This window comes from Streptomyces sp. NPDC001443, assembly GCF_053597355.1.
Genome location: NZ_JBSFIA010000007.1, coordinates 78,885 through 93,619, shown reverse-complemented (window position 1 = coordinate 93,619; position 14,735 = coordinate 78,885). Strand labels below are relative to the sequence as shown.

Below are 14,735 nucleotides of genomic sequence, written 5' to 3'. Positions count from 1 at the left end.
CTCTGACGGCGGTCTACCGTCCGGCGGTTCGTGCCTGACGGCGGTCTACCGTCCGGCGGCCCGTGCCTGACGGCGGCCGGCCGCGATCGACCGGAGCACACCCGCACCGGCGATCAGGAAGCCGACGCCCATCAGCATGCTCAGTCCGAACATGTACGTCGGGAAGGGCTTCGTTCCGAGCAGCAGCGGGGCCAGGGTGACCAGGGTGGCCACGGCACCGGCGAAGAAGACGAGGGCACCGGCACGGATCAGCCGGTCGCCGGGCTCGGCGGAATCGGTTCGGGTTTCGTCACGCACCCGAACAGGGTAGTTCCCGACGCGCGCGGGGAGCCCGGCGACGTCCGCGCGAACGGACGTGTCGGACGGACGTGTCGGACGGACGTGTCGGACGGACGTGTCGGGTGGAGACGTCGGGTGGAGACGTCGGGCGGCGAGATCGAGCCGGTCCTCCGGACCACGACAGGGAATTCGGTCGGGGCGAAGTCCCGGCGTTCCCGAAAAGGGGTGGAGCGAACGCAAGGGTAAGGGGCGGAAAGACAAAGGCCCCGAACGGGAATCGCCCGGGCCCAATTCCTCTCCCGCCTTTGTCCGCGACGGAAGGATCGTTCCGGCATTCGGGAAGGCGTCGCAGGTCGTCGGCCGCTCCGTGCGGCCCGGGACCGTCCGGAGCCGGGGGTGCGCACTGAACCTCTACAACCACTTTGAGCCCTTCCCGCACAGGTAGGGCCTCGGTCCCGTTTTAAGGCGTGTTCCGCTGGAGAGACCCCCGGTAAGGTGGTTCGACGGCAGTTCAACTGCGTCCGGGCGCGGCGCGTCCAGGACGGATCGAGGGAGCGTGTGCTTTGCCGACTGGCAAGGTCAAGTGGTTCAACAGCGAGAAGGGCTTCGGCTTTCTCTCCCGTGACGACGGCGGCGACGTCTTCGTCCATTCCTCGGTCCTCCCCGCCGGAGTCGAGACACTCAAGCCGGGGCAGCGAGTGGAGTTCGGAGTCGTCGCCGGACAGCGTGGCGACCAGGCCCTCTCGGTCGTCGTGCTGGACCCGACCCCGTCCGTCGCGGCCGCGCAGCGCAAGAAGCCGGACGAACTGGCCTCCATCGTCCAGGACCTGATGATTCTCATGGAGGGCATCTCCACGTCCCTGGGGAACGGCCGCTATCCCGACAAGACCGCCGGAAAGCAGGTCGCGGGCCTGCTCCGCGCGGTCGCCGACCAGTTGGACGTCTGACGACCGCCGGAGCTCCCGGGGCGAGAGGCCCTAGGGAAAGGCGAGCGCGTCCGGGCCGAGGGGCGGTACCAGTCCCTCGGCCGCCGCACGGGTGAGCAGTCCCCGTACGGCCGCGTAACCGTCCTCGCCGAGACCGGCGGTGAACTCGTTGACGTACAGGCCGATGTGCTGGTCGGCGACGGACGGATCCATCTCCTGCGCGTGTTCCATGACGTAGGGGCGGGAGGCCTCGGGGTCGTCCCAGGCCGCGTGCACGGACGTACGGATGGAGTCGGCGAGCCGGGTGAGCTCCCGCTCGCCCAGCGAACGCTTCGCGATGATCGCGCCCAGCGGGATCGGCAGCCCGGTGGTGTTCTCCCAGTGCTCGCCCATGTCCGCGAGCTTGTGCAGTCCGTAGTTCTGGTAGGTGAAACGCGCCTCGTGGATGACGAGTCCCGCGTCGACCTTCCCGTCCCGCACCGCGGGCATGATCTCGTGGAAGGGCATCACGACGATCTCCCCGACCCCGCCGGGGACGGTGTCCGCGGCCCACAGCCGGAACAGCAGATAGGCCGTCGACTTCTCGCTCGGCACCGCGACGGTGCGTCCCGTCAGTTCGCTGTCCCCGTCCCGGGTGAGCACCAGCGGCCCGCAGCCGCGGCCCAGCGCGCCGCCGCAGGGCAGCAGCGCGTACTCGTCGAGGACGTACGGCAGCACGGCGTACGACACCTTCAGCACGTCGGACTCGCCGCGCTCGGCCATGCCGTTGGTGACGTCGATGTCGGCGAAGGTCACGTCGAGGGCGGGCGCCCCGGGGACCCGGCCGTGGGCGAGGGCGTCGAAGACGAAGGTGTCGTTGGGGCAGGGGGAGTACGCGATCCGCAGCTTGGACTGCGCGGGCTCACCGGTCATGCGGGTTCCACTTCTCCAGGACGGGTGCGAGCCCCGCGAAGCCCTCGGTGAGGGCCGCGAGGGCGTCGCCGATGCGCCAGGCGGCACGATCACGCGGACCGACGGGGTTGGAGACGGCGCGGATCTCCAGCACGGGCGTGCCGTGCGCGGCGGCCGCCTCGGCCACCCCGAAGCCCTCCATGGCCTCGGCCAGGGCCCGCGGGTGCCGTGCGCGCAGCCGGGCCGCGCGGTCGGCGGACCCGGTGACGGTCGAGACGGTCAGTACGGCCCCGGCGCGGGCGTCCAGCGCCGCCGCGAGGTCTCGTACGAGTGTTTCCGGCGGACGGTGGGTGACGGTCCCGAAGCCGAGCTCGGTGACCGGCAGGAACCCCTCCGCGGTCTCGGCGCCCAGATCGGCGGCCGTGATCTCGTCGGCGACGACGAGCGAGCCGACGGGCGCGTCGGGCGGGAAGCCGCCGGCGATGCCGGCGCTGACCACGAGGCCGTAGGGCGCCCCCGACAGGGCCGCCGCGGTGAGGGCGGTCGCGGTGGAGGCGGCGGCGAGCGCGGGCCCGACCCCGGCCGCCAGCAGGTCGTACCGGCCGGCCGTCCGGCGCAGGCTCACCCCGGGTAGCCGCACCTCGTCGGCCGGTCCGGGGAACGCCCGTGCCACCGCGTCCCGTTCGGCGGGAACCGCGGTGGCGACGAGGACACGTACGGAGGACGTGGTCAGGCGTCCTTCTTGAGCTTGAAGGACCACAGACCGGTCACGTCCTTCTCGCCCTCCTTGATCGACACCAGCGTGGAGTCGCCGCTGGCGCCGTACTGGGCGTTGAAGAACACGCTGCCGGGGATCGTGCGGTAGGTCTTGCTGCTGGAGTCGGTCAGCGGCTGACCGTTCATCAGGATCGTCCAGCCGTTGTCCGCGATCTTCGGGTCGACCCCGAACCGCACGGTCTCGTCCGGGTCGACGGAGATCGACTCGATGTCGGTGTCCTTCAGGCAGGCCGTCAGCGTCTGGACGTCCAGCGTCTTGCCGTCGTTGTAGCAGGTGGCCTGGGAGCTCACCGAGTTCGTGCCCACGGTGATCGTCGACATCGGCGTCGGCTTCTCGCAGGCGGACAGAACGAGCAGTCCGGCGGAAACGGCGCCGGCGGCTGCGACGGCGCGGCGGCGTCGCACAACGGATTGCAGCGTCTTCATGGGGGAAGGCTATCGGGCACCTGCCATGCTCCGCCCAAGCGGGGTCCGGCGCGGCCGGGTGTTACGCCACTCGCTGGCGGACCGGACCCCGTGAGCCGGTCCGGGCGGCGCGGTCAGGCCAGCTTCGAGCGGCGCGCGCCGCCGCGCCGCGCGGAGGCCAGCAGCCCGCGCGCGGTCGTCAGCCAGCCGACGGCCACGATGCAGGCGGCCACCGCGAGGCCCAGCGTGCCGTTCAGCGGCAGCACGATGCCCACCGCGCCGCCGAACACCCAGGACACCTGGAGCAGCGTCTCGGAGCGCGCGAACGCCGAGGTGCGCACCGGCTCGGGCACGTCCCGCTGGATCAGCGCGTCCAGCGACAGCTTGGCCAGCGCCTGGGCGAACCCGGCGACCGCCGTCAGACAGGCCACCAGGAACGCCCCGAAGAACACCGCGGCGGTGACCGCCGCGCCCAGCACGATCGCGACGACCGTCACGATGATGATCTCCGGCGCCCGGGACCTGAGCCAGGCCCCGACGGCCGTGCCGAGCGCGTTGCCGACGCCCGCGGCGACCCCGACGATCCCCAGCGACACCGCCGCGCTCTGGCCGGTCATCGGATGCTCGCGCAGCAGGAAGGCCAGGAAGAAGATCAGGAAGCCGGTCAGACAGCGCAGCGTGGCGTTGGCGCCCAGCGCGTGGGTGACCGCCGACCCGACGGTCCGCAGACCCGGCCGTCTGGCCTCCCGGCGGCGCGGCCCGCGCACATGCTCCTCGTCCGAGGCCAGCAGCGCGATGTCCTCGCCCTTGGCCGAGTCGACCTTGTGCGGCAGCCTGAAGGACAGGAACGTCCCCGCCACGAAGATCACGAAGGCGCCGTAGAGCGGCCAGCGCGGGCCGAGCACCTGGAGCCCCGCGCCGACCGGCGCGGCGGCACCGGTCGCCAGGAGCCCGCCGAGGGTGACCCGCGAGTTCGCCTTGACCAGGGAGAAGCCCGGCGGCAGCAGCCGGGGCACGACCGCGCTGCGGACCACCCCGTACGCCTTCGACGCGACCAGCACGCCGAGCGCGGCCGGGTACAGCTCCAGGCTGCCGGTGATCACCGCCCCGGACAGCACCAGCGCCAGCAGCGCGCGGGCCAGCATCGCGGCCGCCATGGCCGCGCGGCGGCCGTGCGGCAGCCGGTCCAGGAGCGGGCCGATCACGGGCGCGAGGACCGTGAAGGGTGCCATCGTGATCGCCAGGTAGAGCGCGACGCGGCCACGCGCCTCGTCGGTCGGCACGGAGAAGAACACGGTGGAGGCGAGCGCCACGGTGATCATGACGTCCCCGGCGCCGTTCACCGCGTGCAGCTCGATCAGCTTGCCGAGGCCGGACTCGCCCGCGCCGTGCGCGTGCGTGGCCTTGCGGATGCCCCGGGCGGTCCCGGTGAAGGGGAGGTGCAGGGCACGGCCGACCGCGCGGACGGAACCGCCGACCCGGCCCGAACCGCCACCTCGGCTGCTTCCCCGCACCCCGCCGATCCCGGCGGCGCCCTGGGGCGACCTCGCGGCTGCCACGACGTCATAGTGCCCCGATAAAGCCGTGCCTAGTGCGGTAACCGCGCGTATGGCCGCGTGCCTCATGGCCGTACGACGATCTCCGAGAGTTCTTCCGACGGCTCCTCGGCACGGCCCGGACGGCCGGGAAACAGCACGAAACCGCATCGTGAGGCCGCGAACAGTCCCGTCGGTGTAGGCCAAGCACACGCGAACAGGTACCGTGCGTAGCGCGCCGTGGCGAACGTTCTCGGCCGCGCGCCTCTCGGACATCCCGCAGAATGGATGACGTAGGTGCGCCCGAGCGCGTCGGGCGCGGACGTCGACGCGGCCCTTCGGTCCGCTCCGTCCGCCCTGCCGCCTTCAGGCCGGCGCACCCGAGAGACGGCGTAGGAGAGAAGCGATACCTGTGAGCGCAGCGACAACGCGAAGCCGCACCCCCGACCGCCTGTGCGCCGAGGCGGTCGATCTCGCCCGCGCAGCCGCCGAGGAGGCCGCCGCGCCCGGCGTGGTCGGCGAGCACGTGGGGCTGGTCTCCGAGGGCGACCGCGTTGTCACGCACTTCTTCGGGTGCAAGGAACTCGGCTACCGGGGCTGGCGCTGGGCCGTGACCGTGGCGCGGGCGTCCCGCGCGAAGATCGTCACGCTCGACGAGGTGGTCCTGCTGCCCGGCCCCGACGCGGTGCTCGCGCCGGAGTGGGTGCCGTGGAGCGAACGGCTGCGCCCGGGGGACATGGGCCCCGGCGACCTGCTGCCGACCGAGGCCGACGACCTGCGGCTGGAGCCGGGCTGGTCCGGCGAGGACGAGCCGCCGCCGAACGCGCCCGTCTCGCACGAGATGGCCGAGCTGGTGGAGGCGGAGGACGCGGAGGTCACCGCGGGCGCGCCCGCGGCACAGCCCGTCGTCCCCGCCCGCGGCTCCCTCGCGGCGGTGGCCGAGGAGCTCGGGATGCGCCGGGCGCGGGTGCTGTCCCGGTACGGCCTGCACGTCGGCGCCGACCGCTGGGAGGAGGCCTTCGGGTCGAAGACCGCGATGGCCCAGGCGGCCCCCGCGTCCTGTGTGAGCTGCGGCTTCCTGGTGCCCATCGGGGGTTCACTCGGACAGGCGTTCGGTGTCTGCGCCAATGAGTTCTCCCCGGCCGACGGCCGGGTCGTCTCCCTCGCCTACGGCTGCGGCGGCCACTCCGAGGCCGCGGTCATGCCGAAGCCGCCCCGCCCGGCCGAGCCGGTGATCGACGAGACCCTGGTGGACCCCTTCCCGCTCCGCCCGGCGCCCGACTCGGGGTCGGTGCCCGCGGTGACGACGGACGAGGAGACGGCGGAACTGGGGCACTCGTAGCCGTCCGGACGCGCCCGACACCCGGACGCGCCCGCGCGTGCCCCTGGCCGGTCCCTGCCCTGCCCGGTCCCTGCCCGGTCCCTGGCCTGCCCGTCCCCTGCCCCTGTCGGTCTCCGGTCCCGGTCTCTGACGGGCAGGCCCGTCCCTGCCCGGTCCTGCTTCGGTTCCGGTCCCGGCCCGCCCTGTCTCGGTCCCGGCCCGTCTCGGGTCCGGCCATGCCCGGTCTTGTCCGGTCCCCCCGGTTCCTGCCGGTCCCACCCGGTTCCTGGCCGGTCCCTGCCCTGGTCCGGTTTCGCCCGGTTCCTGGCTGGTCCCGCCTGGTTTCTGGCCGGTCTCTGCCCCGATCCTGGTCCGTCCCTGCCCCGGTTCCGGCCCGGTCCCGCCCGGTTCCTGGCTGGTCCCGGCCGCCCTCGGCCCCGGCGCGGCCCGGTCCCACCCAGCGCGGCCCGGTCCCACCCGGTTCCTGGCCGGTTCTTGGCCGGTCTCACCCGGTTCCTGGCCGGTTCCTGGCCGGTCCCTGCCGGTCCCGGCCCTGCCCGGGTCCGGCACCGGGTCGGGGCACATGAGGCTCTCCGGGGTCCGGCCTCGGCGGAGCAGGGGCACCCGATGGCCTGGGAGCGCGCGGCCTCGTCGATCCCGAGGCGTGCGGGTGCTTGTGGGGTTCGGAGGGGCGTGGGCGGCTGTGGGGCGGGGATGTCTGGATACGCGTAGCGCCGCGGGTGTGTCGGGTGCGCGCTCCCGGGCGCCCGGTCCGCCCGCGCGGGAAAGGCCGGATCTTCGTCGCCCTCGGCGGCGGGACCGGGCTCGGCCGCGCGGTACCTTCGACCTCACGCCGATGAGGAGAGTGTGAACGTGAGCAAGTTCGTGCGGCCGGCACCCGAGGGCGCGGACCCCTTCGGCACGGCCCGTCTGCGCCGCGGTGTGCTCGACGCCTGGGCCACCAGCCCCGCCCGCTTCCGCGAGGACGCCAACGCCGAGGAGGACCTGGTCCTCGGCGGCTACCGCGACCGGCTCGTCGTCGAGCTCGCCCAGAACGCGGCGGACGCCGCGGCCCGTGCGGGCGTACCCGGCCGGCTGCGCCTCACCCTCCGCGACGGCGTCCTCGCCGCCGCCAACACCGGCGCCCCGCTGGACGCGGTCGGCGTCGAGTCGCTGTCCACCCTGCGCGCCTCCGCCAAACGCGAGGCCCACGACAGCGCGGTGGGCCGGTTCGGTGTCGGCTTCGCCGCCGTCCTCGCCGTCACCGACGAACCCGCGGTCCTCGCCCGCCACGGCGGGGTGCGCTGGTCCCTGGCCGAGGCCCGCGAGCTGGCCGCGGAGACGGCCGGGCGCAGTCCCGGCCTGGGCGACGAGATCCGCCGCCGGGACGGCCATGTCCCGCTGCTGCGCCTGCCGTTCTCCGCCGAGGGCACCGCCCCCGACCCGTACGACACCGTCGTCGTCCTCCCGCTGCGCGACACGGCCGCCGCCGACCTCGCCGAACGCCTCCTCGACGCCGTGGACGACGCCCTCCTGCTCGCCCTGCCCGGCCTGGCGGAGGTCGTGGTCGAGATCGGCGACGGCGGCCCGCGCACCCTGCGCCGCCGTACCGACGGCGTGCACACGGTCGTGGAGGACTCCCGCGACGGCACCACCCGCTGGCGTACGTCCGCCGCCCACGGCCCGCTCACCCCGGACCTGCTCGCCGACCGCCCCGTGGAGGAGCGGCTGCGCCCCCACTGGTCGGTCACCTGGGCCGTGCCCGTGACCGGCGACGGCGCGCCCGGCTGTCCGCGGACCAGCCCGTTCGTGCACGCCCCCACCCCCAGCGACGAGCCCCTCGGCGTGCCCGCCCTGCTCATCGCGTCCTTCCCGCTGGACACCACCCGGCGCCACGCCGCCCCCGGCCCGCTCACCGACTTCCTCGTGCAGCGCGCGGCCGACGCCTACACCGAACTCCTCGCCGACTGGCGCCCGGTGGGCGACGGCGTCATCGACCTCGTGCCCGGCCCGCTCGGCAAGGGCGGCCTCGACGGCGCCCTGCGCCAGGCGATCCTGGAGCGCCTGCCCCGCACGGCCTTCCTGCCGCCCGCGGTCCGGCCCGACGGCACGCCCGACCCCGATCTGCCGGAGGTCCTGCGCCCGCGCGACGCCGAAGTGGTCGAGGGCGCGGGCGGCGACACCGTCCGGGTCCTCGCCGAGGTGCTGCCCACCCTGCTGCCCGCCGGCCTCGAACGCCGGGTCGAGCTGCGCACGCTGGGCGTCGCCCGGGTGCCGCTCGCCGACGCGGTGGACCGGCTGGCCGGGCTGGAGAAGGAGCCCGACTGGTGGCGGCGGCTGTACGACAGCCTCGCCGGGGTCGACCCCGACCGGCTCTCCGGGCTGCCCGTGCCGCTCGCCGACGGGCGCACCACCGTCGGCCCCCGGCAGGTGCTGCTGCCCTCCCCGGACGGCGCCCGCATCGAACCCGAGGTGCTGGCCCGGCTCGGCCTGAAGGTCGCCCACCCGGACGCCGTCCACCCGCTCCTGGAGAAGCTCGGCGCGCTGCCGGCCCTGGCCCGCGCCGTCCTCACCACCCCCCAGGTGCGGGGTGCCGTCGCCGCCTCCCTCGACGACGTCGGCGGGGCGTGGGACGAGGACGTCCTGGACGCCGAGGAACTCGCCGACATCGTCCTCGCCCTGGTCCGGGACGCCGGTATCGAGCCCGGCGACGAACCCTGGCTAGGCGCCCTCGCCCTGCCCGACGAGGACGGCGAACTCGCCCCGGCCGGTGAGCTGGTGCTGCCCGGCAGCCCCTTCGCCGAGGTGATGCGCGAGGACGAACTCGCCTTCGTCGACGCCGAACTGGCCGACAAGTGGGGCGAACAACCGCTGTCCGCCTGTGGCGTGCTGGCCGGCTTCGCCCTGGTCCGCGCCACGGACGTGGTCCTCGACCCGGACGAACTGGAGCCCCGCGAGGGCGATTTCGCCCAGCCCGACGACGCCGGTCTGCTGGACGCCGTCGACGTGTGGTGCGAGGACGTCCTCGACCGGTTCCCGGACACCCCGGTGCCGCCGGTGGCCACCGAACTCGTCGCCGTACGCGATCTCGACCTGGTCGACGAGGACCGCTGGCCGCAGGCGCTCGCCATGCTGGCCCGGCCGCCGCTGCGCGACGCCATCGTCCAGCCGCTGCGCATCCTGCTGGCCGACGGTACCCACGAGGTCGTACGGCCCTACACGGCCTGGTGGCTGCGCGGGCACCCGGTGATCGACGGCAGGCGCCCGGCGGGTCTGCTCTCGGCCGGCGGCGACCCGCTGCTGCGCGGCCTGTACGACGAGGCCGACGCGACCGGGTTCGACGACGAGCAGGTGCTGCGGGCCCTCGGGGTGCGCACCTCGGTGGCCGCGCTGCTCGACGAGCCCGGCGGCGCCGCCGAACTGCTCGACCGGCTCGCCGACCCGGAGCGCACCGTCACCGCCGCCCAACTGCACGGTCTTTACGGCGCGTTGTCCGAGCTGGACCCCGAGCAGGTGACCCTGCCCGACGAGGTGCGCGCGGTCGTCGACGGCCGGGTGGAGGTGGTGGACGCGGCCGACGCGGTGGTGGTCGACTCGCCCGACCTGCTGCCCTTCACCGAGGGCGTGCCGCTGCTGCCGGTGCGCCCGGCGCTCGCCGACCGGCTGGCCGAGCTGTTCCAGGTGCGGCGGCTGAGCGAGTCCGTCACCGGCGAGGTCGGCTCCGAGGGCGCCGAGCACGACGTACCGGAGCCGGTGCGGGTGCTGCTCGGGCCGGGGACCCCGCGGTCCTACGTCGAGCACGAGGAACTCCTCGTGGACGGCGTGGAGATCGACTGGCGGCTCACCGACGACGGCGTCCTGCACGCCTCGACCCTGGAGGGCGTCGCCGCGGGCCTGGCCTGGGCAGCCGGCCAGTGGCCGCGCCGCTTCGAGGTCGCGGCGCTGCTGGAGGACCCCTCGCGGACGGACGAGCTCGCGCGGGACCGCTGGTTCGACTGAGCCGCCGGAACGTCACGAGGATTTCCACTCGGCACAACCCTTTACCCGCGTCACACATCTGACCATGTGAGTCAGCAGACTCCACGATCGATCGGTCCCTGCCGTCCGTCCTCGCGAACCGCGTGCGACGGCGGACGGCGGGGCCTTCTTCCACCGGGGGACCGAATGCGTATCCCAGCCACCGTCGCCGTCGTCTCGGGCGCCCTCGCCCTGTCCGCGTCGGCCGTGCCCGTCGCGGCGGCCGCGGACGAACTGCCGAAGGTCTCCAAGGTCTCGGTCAACTCCGGCGCGGACCTCGTCGTCGGTCCGTCGGCCGCGAAGAAGTTCACGGTGTCGGTGACCGCGAGCCACTCCAGCGGCATCCAGGACATCTACGTCGACCTGTGGCACGGCGCCGATCTCGACAACGGCCTCGACGGGCTGCTGCTGACGAACGAGGGCAGGGCCACCTGCACCGCCGCCAGTGCCACCACCTCGACCTGCAAGCTGACCGTCACCGCCTTGCCGGGCAGCAACCTGACCGCCAACGCGCAGGCCGGCACCTGGCACGTGGAGGTGGGGGTGTTCGCCCGTGACGGGCGGGTCTACTGGAACGAACGCCAGACGACCCACCGGGTCCAGCGCGCCTCGACCCTGACGGTCAACGCCACGCCGGAGCCGGTCAGGAAGGGCAGGACCATCACGGTCACCGGCAAGTTGGCCCGCGCCAACTGGGAGACCCTGAAGTACGCGGGGTACAGCGGCCAGCCGGTGAAGCTCCAGTTCAAGAAGAAGGGCGCCACCGCCTACACCACGCTCAAGACGGTCACGACCAACTCGACGGGCGCCCTGAGCACCACGGTCAAGGCCTCCGCGGACGGCTACTTCCGCTACGTCTTCGCGGGCACCTCGACCACCCCGGCGGTCAGCGCCGCGGCCGACTTCATAGACGTGCGGTAGTCGGCGTCGTACGGTCCGCGTCTTCGCCCGGTCCCGGGGTCCCCCGGGGCCGGGCGTCTGTCTTTCTCCAGCCACGGGTAATGCAAACGCAAAAAAAGAGATCAGTTCCTCTCACTCGTACAACTAGACGCGCCACTCGTCGATCACATCAGGCGAGTCAACAGGCTCACCTGATCATTCGGGTCCCGCGCCGACGACGAACCGTGAGGAACGGCCAGCGCGGGGACCCCCTTTCTCCACCTGGGGAACCCATGCGTATCCGAGCCACTGTGGCCGCCGTCACCGGCGCCCTGGCCCTCTCCGCCTTCGCCGTCCCGGCCGCGCAGGCCGCCGGCAACCCGGTCTCCGGCGTCACCTTCTCCAACGTCGTGATCAACGGCGGCAAGAACATCGTGATCGGCGCCACCGCGAAGGTCACCGTCACCACGACGTACACCGTGACCCACCCCTCGACGCTCAGCGAGAAGTCCTTCGCGACCGTCCCGTTCCTCTACCGCGGCGGCACGGTCACCAAGGTCGCCGACGCGACCGACATGGCCGGCGACGCCGACCCGGTCATGTGCGTCAAGTCCACCTCGACCGTCGCCAAGTGCACGGCCAAGCTCCAGTTCAGCCCCGCGGTCTCCGACGACTACGGTCTGCTCAACAACGAGTCGGGCGCCTGGAAGGTCGGCGTGCTCGCCGCCGACGCCAACAGCAACATCAAGTGGCAGTTCGGCCTGGGCACCAAGAACGTCCAGCGTCTGGCGAAGCTGACGGTCAACGCCACGCCGGAGCCGGTCAAGAAGGGCAAGACCATCACGGTCACCGGCGCGCTGACCCGCGCGAACTGGGAGACCGGCAAGTACGCCGGTGTCAGCGCCCAGTCGGTGAAGCTGCAGTTCAAGAAGAAGGGTGCCACCACCTACACCACCCTCAAGACCATCAAGTCCAGCTCGACGGGCGCCCTGAAGACGACGGTCACCGCGTCCGCGGACGGCTACTTCCGCTACAGCTACGCGGGCACCTCGACGACCGGGGCGGTCAACGCCGCGGCCGACTTCATCGACGTGCAGTAAGACCCGTAGTCCCGCACCACCGCCGACACCGGCAGTACCGCCAGTACTGTCGGTGTCGTCGTTCCGTCAGGCGGGAAAGCGGCGGTCGACCCATTTCCACAGCAGTTCCAGGACGACCGCCGACACCGCCGCGATGCCCACGGCCGTCCAGGGCATCGCCGTCCCCACCAGCTTCAGCGCGAAGAAGCTCTGGAGCGACGGCACGACCAGCACCACCAGGAACCCGGCGGCCATCGAGGCGACCAGGACGACCCGCCACCACGTGTAGGGGCGGGCGATGATCGCCAGCACCCACATCGAGATCAGGAACAGGGTCAGCGTGGCCGCGCTCGTCTCCGCGTCCAGCGAGTCCGCCCCGGTGTAGTGGTGGCGGGCGAGCAGATAGGTCACGAAGGTCGCCACCCCGGCCACCACCCCGCCCGGGATCGCGTACCGCATGACCTGCCGGACGAAGTGCGGCCGGGCGCGTTCCTTGTTGGGGGCGAGGGCGAGGAAGAACGCCGGGACGCCGATGGTCAGGGTGGACAGCAGGGTCAGGTGCCGGGGCAGGAAGGGGTACTCGACCTGCCAGCACACCACCAGGATGGCCAGCAGGACCGAGTAGACGGTCTTGACCAGGAAGAGCGTGGCCACCCGGGTGATGTTGCCGATCACCCGCCGTCCCTCGCCGACCACCGAGGGCAGGGTGGCGAAGCTGTTGTTCATCAGCACGATCTGCGCGACGGCCCGGGTCGCCTCGGACCCCGAGCCCATGGACACACCGATGTCGGCGTCCTTGAGCGCGAGCACGTCGTTCACCCCGTCCCCGGTCATCGCGACCGTGTGGCCGCCGGACTGGAGGGCGCCCACCATGTCCCGCTTCTGCTGCGGGGTGACCCGCCCGAACACGGTGCCCTCGTCGAGGGCCCGCGCCATCTCCTGCCGGTCCTCGGGAAGCCTGCGCGCGTCGACGGCGGTGCCGGTGAGCCCGAGCTTGCCGGCGACCGCCCCGACGGACACCGCGTTGTCGCCGGAGATCACCTTGGCGTGGACGTTCTGCTCGGCGAAGTAGCCCAGGGTGTCCGCCGCGTCCGGGCGCAGCCGCTGCTCCAGTACGACGAGGGCGGCGGGCCGGACGTCCTTCGCCACGTCGGGACCGTCGAGGTCGCGGGTGGCCCGGGCGAGCAGCAGGACCCGCAGCCCCTGCGCGTTGAGCCGCTCGGTCTCGGCGAGGGCGGAGTCGGCCTCGGGCAGCAGCACGTCGGGGGCCCCGAGCAGCCAGGTGCTCGACTCGCCGTTGCCCTCGCTGAAGGAGGCGCCGCTGTACTTGCGGGCGGAGGAGAACGGCAGGGACTCGGTGCAGCGCCACTCCTCGGTGTCCGGGTAGGCGTCGATGACGGCCTGGAGGGAGGCGTTGGGCCGCGGGTCGGACTCGCCGAGCGCGCCGAGCACCCTGCGTACGTAGGTCTCCTCGTGGCCGGCGAGCGGGCGCAGCTCGGTGACGTCCATGCCGCCCTCGGTGAGGGTGCCGGTCTTGTCGAGGCAGACGATGTCGACGCGGGCGAGTCCCTCGATGGCGGGCAGTTCCTGGACGAGGCACTGTTTTCGGCCAAGCCGGATGACGCCGATGGCGAAGGCGACGGAGGTGAGCAGCACCAGCCCCTCCGGGACCATCGGGACGATCCCGCCGACCGCCCGGGCGAGGGAGTCCTTGAAGCCGTGCTGCTGGACGAAGAACTGGCTGATGATCAGGCCGATGGCGGTCGGGATCATCATCCAGGTCACGTACTTCAGGATCGTGGAGATGCCGGAGCGCAGCTCGGAGTGGACCAGGGTGAAGCGGGAGGCCTCCTCGGCGAGCTGGGCGGCGTAGGCCTCGCGGCCCACCTTGGTGACCTTGAAGGCTCCGCCGCCGGCCACGACGAAGCTGCCGGAGAGCACCGGGTCGCCGGGCCGCTTGACGACCGGGTCGGCCTCACCGGTGAGCAGCGACTCGTCGACCTCCATGCCGTCGGCCTCGGCGCAGACGCCGTCGACGGCCACCTTGTCCCCCGGACCGATCTCCACGAGGTCGTCGAGCACGAGCTCGGAGGTGGCGATCTGGACGGCCGTGCCGTCCCGCCGGACCGTCGGCCGGGTCTCCCCGATGACGGCGAGCGAGTCCAGGGTCTTCTTCGCCCGCCACTCCTGGACGATGCCGATACCGGTGTTGGCGAGGATCACATAGCCGAACAGGCTGTCCTGGAACGGCGCGACGAACAGCATGATCAGCCAGAGCACGCCGATGATCGCGTTGAACCGGGTGAAGACGTTCGCGCGGGCGATCTCGGCCAGGGACCGACTGCTGCGCACGGGGATGTCGTTGACCTGTCCGCGGGCCACGCGCTCGGCGACCTGGGCGGTGCTGAGGCCGGTCGCCGGGGGCGGGGGCATGGGGACGGGGTGCACGGGATCGAGCTCGGCGCCGGCGTCGATGTGCCTCATGCCTTCGACGGTACGTGCGGATTTGACGGTTCACCCGCCGAGTGGACGGAAGTTCCGACCTGAGGACGAGGAGGGCGCGCGGGGACTGATGCCGTGGTCGTACGGGGCGGGCGACACGGACGACCGGTACGGACGACGCGGG

11 protein-coding genes are annotated in these 14,735 nt (G+C 72.8%); 5 read left to right on the top strand and 6 right to left on the bottom strand.

Annotated elements, in window-relative coordinates:
- Positions 1-45 precede the first annotated feature (45 nt).
- Positions 46-297, bottom strand: a complete 252-nt coding sequence (locus ACWC24_RS10705; RefSeq protein WP_450662472.1) for a hypothetical protein — start codon at positions 295-297, stop codon at positions 46-48.
- Between the two features lie 545 nt (positions 298-842).
- On the opposite strand from ACWC24_RS10705, the gene ACWC24_RS10700 reads away from it, so the two are divergent.
- Positions 843-1,226: a cold-shock protein gene (locus tag ACWC24_RS10700; RefSeq protein ID WP_450662471.1), complete on the top strand. Its 384-nt coding sequence runs from the start codon at positions 843-845 to the stop codon at positions 1,224-1,226.
- Positions 1,227-1,256: 30 nt separating this feature from the next.
- On the opposite strand, the gene ACWC24_RS10695 is transcribed toward ACWC24_RS10700, so the two are convergent.
- The 4 genes from ACWC24_RS10695 to ACWC24_RS10680 form a co-directional block, all read right to left on the bottom strand.
- Positions 1,257-2,117: a 1,4-dihydroxy-6-naphthoate synthase gene (locus tag ACWC24_RS10695; RefSeq protein WP_450662470.1), complete on the bottom strand. Its 861-nt coding sequence runs from the start codon at positions 2,115-2,117 to the stop codon at positions 1,257-1,259.
- Positions 2,107-2,856 carry a futalosine hydrolase gene (locus ACWC24_RS10690; RefSeq protein ID WP_450662469.1) on the bottom strand — a complete coding sequence of 250 codons (750 nt, stop codon included), beginning with the start codon at positions 2,854-2,856 and terminating at the stop codon, positions 2,107-2,109. Before ACWC24_RS10690 ends, ACWC24_RS10695 begins: the two co-directional genes overlap by 11 nt.
- The gene (locus ACWC24_RS10685; RefSeq protein WP_450662468.1) at positions 2,826-3,299 is read right to left on the bottom strand and encodes a DUF2771 domain-containing protein; all 474 of its coding nucleotides are present in this window, start codon (positions 3,297-3,299) and stop codon (positions 2,826-2,828) included. The genes ACWC24_RS10690 and ACWC24_RS10685 overlap by 31 nt, the downstream gene beginning before the upstream one ends.
- A gap of 113 nt (positions 3,300-3,412) precedes the next feature.
- Entirely contained in the window at positions 3,413-4,837 is a 1,425-nt protein-coding gene (locus ACWC24_RS10680; protein ID WP_450662467.1) for an MFS transporter, read from the bottom strand.
- Between the two features lie 388 nt (positions 4,838-5,225).
- Here ACWC24_RS10680 and ACWC24_RS10675 point away from each other — a divergent pair, with 388 nt between their 5' ends.
- The 4 genes from ACWC24_RS10675 to ACWC24_RS10660 all read left to right on the top strand — a co-directional run bounded on the left by ACWC24_RS10675 (position 5,226) and on the right by ACWC24_RS10660 (position 12,130).
- Positions 5,226-6,155, top strand: a complete 930-nt coding sequence (locus ACWC24_RS10675; protein ID WP_450662466.1) for a DUF3027 domain-containing protein — start codon at positions 5,226-5,228, stop codon at positions 6,153-6,155.
- 852 nt (positions 6,156-7,007) lie between these two features.
- On the top strand, positions 7,008-10,133 hold the full coding sequence (locus ACWC24_RS10670) for a sacsin N-terminal ATP-binding-like domain-containing protein (protein ID WP_450662465.1): 3,126 nt from the start codon (positions 7,008-7,010) through the stop codon (positions 10,131-10,133).
- 165 nt (positions 10,134-10,298) lie between these two features.
- Positions 10,299-11,072, top strand: a complete 774-nt coding sequence (locus ACWC24_RS10665; RefSeq protein ID WP_450662464.1) for a DUF5707 domain-containing protein — start codon at positions 10,299-10,301, stop codon at positions 11,070-11,072.
- A 251-nt stretch (positions 11,073-11,323) separates the two neighbouring features.
- Positions 11,324-12,130: a hypothetical protein gene (locus ACWC24_RS10660; protein ID WP_450662463.1), complete on the top strand. Its 807-nt coding sequence runs from the start codon at positions 11,324-11,326 to the stop codon at positions 12,128-12,130.
- A 66-nt stretch (positions 12,131-12,196) separates the two neighbouring features.
- Here ACWC24_RS10660 and ACWC24_RS10655 read toward each other — a convergent pair whose 3' ends face one another.
- Complete coding sequence (locus ACWC24_RS10655; RefSeq protein WP_450662462.1) at positions 12,197-14,593, bottom strand: cation-translocating P-type ATPase; 2,397 nt, start codon at positions 14,591-14,593, stop codon at positions 12,197-12,199.
- Between the last annotated feature and the right edge of the window lie 142 nt (positions 14,594-14,735).

What these genes read in the sequence shown, in the direction of transcription:
- ACWC24_RS10695 (WP_450662470.1), bottom strand. Translation starts at nt 2,117, where the DNA reads ATGACCGGTGAGCCCGCGCAGTCCAAGCTGCGGATCGCGTACTCCCCC.
- ACWC24_RS10685 (WP_450662468.1), bottom strand. Translation starts at nt 3,299, where the DNA reads ATGAAGACGCTGCAATCCGTTGTGCGACGCCGCCGCGCCGTCGCAGCC.
- ACWC24_RS10665 (WP_450662464.1), top strand. Translation starts at nt 10,299, where the DNA reads ATGCGTATCCCAGCCACCGTCGCCGTCGTCTCGGGCGCCCTCGCCCTG.
- ACWC24_RS10660 (WP_450662463.1), top strand. Translation starts at nt 11,324, where the DNA reads ATGCGTATCCGAGCCACTGTGGCCGCCGTCACCGGCGCCCTGGCCCTC.
- ACWC24_RS10655 (WP_450662462.1), bottom strand. Translation starts at nt 14,593, where the DNA reads ATGAGGCACATCGACGCCGGCGCCGAGCTCGATCCCGTGCACCCCGTC.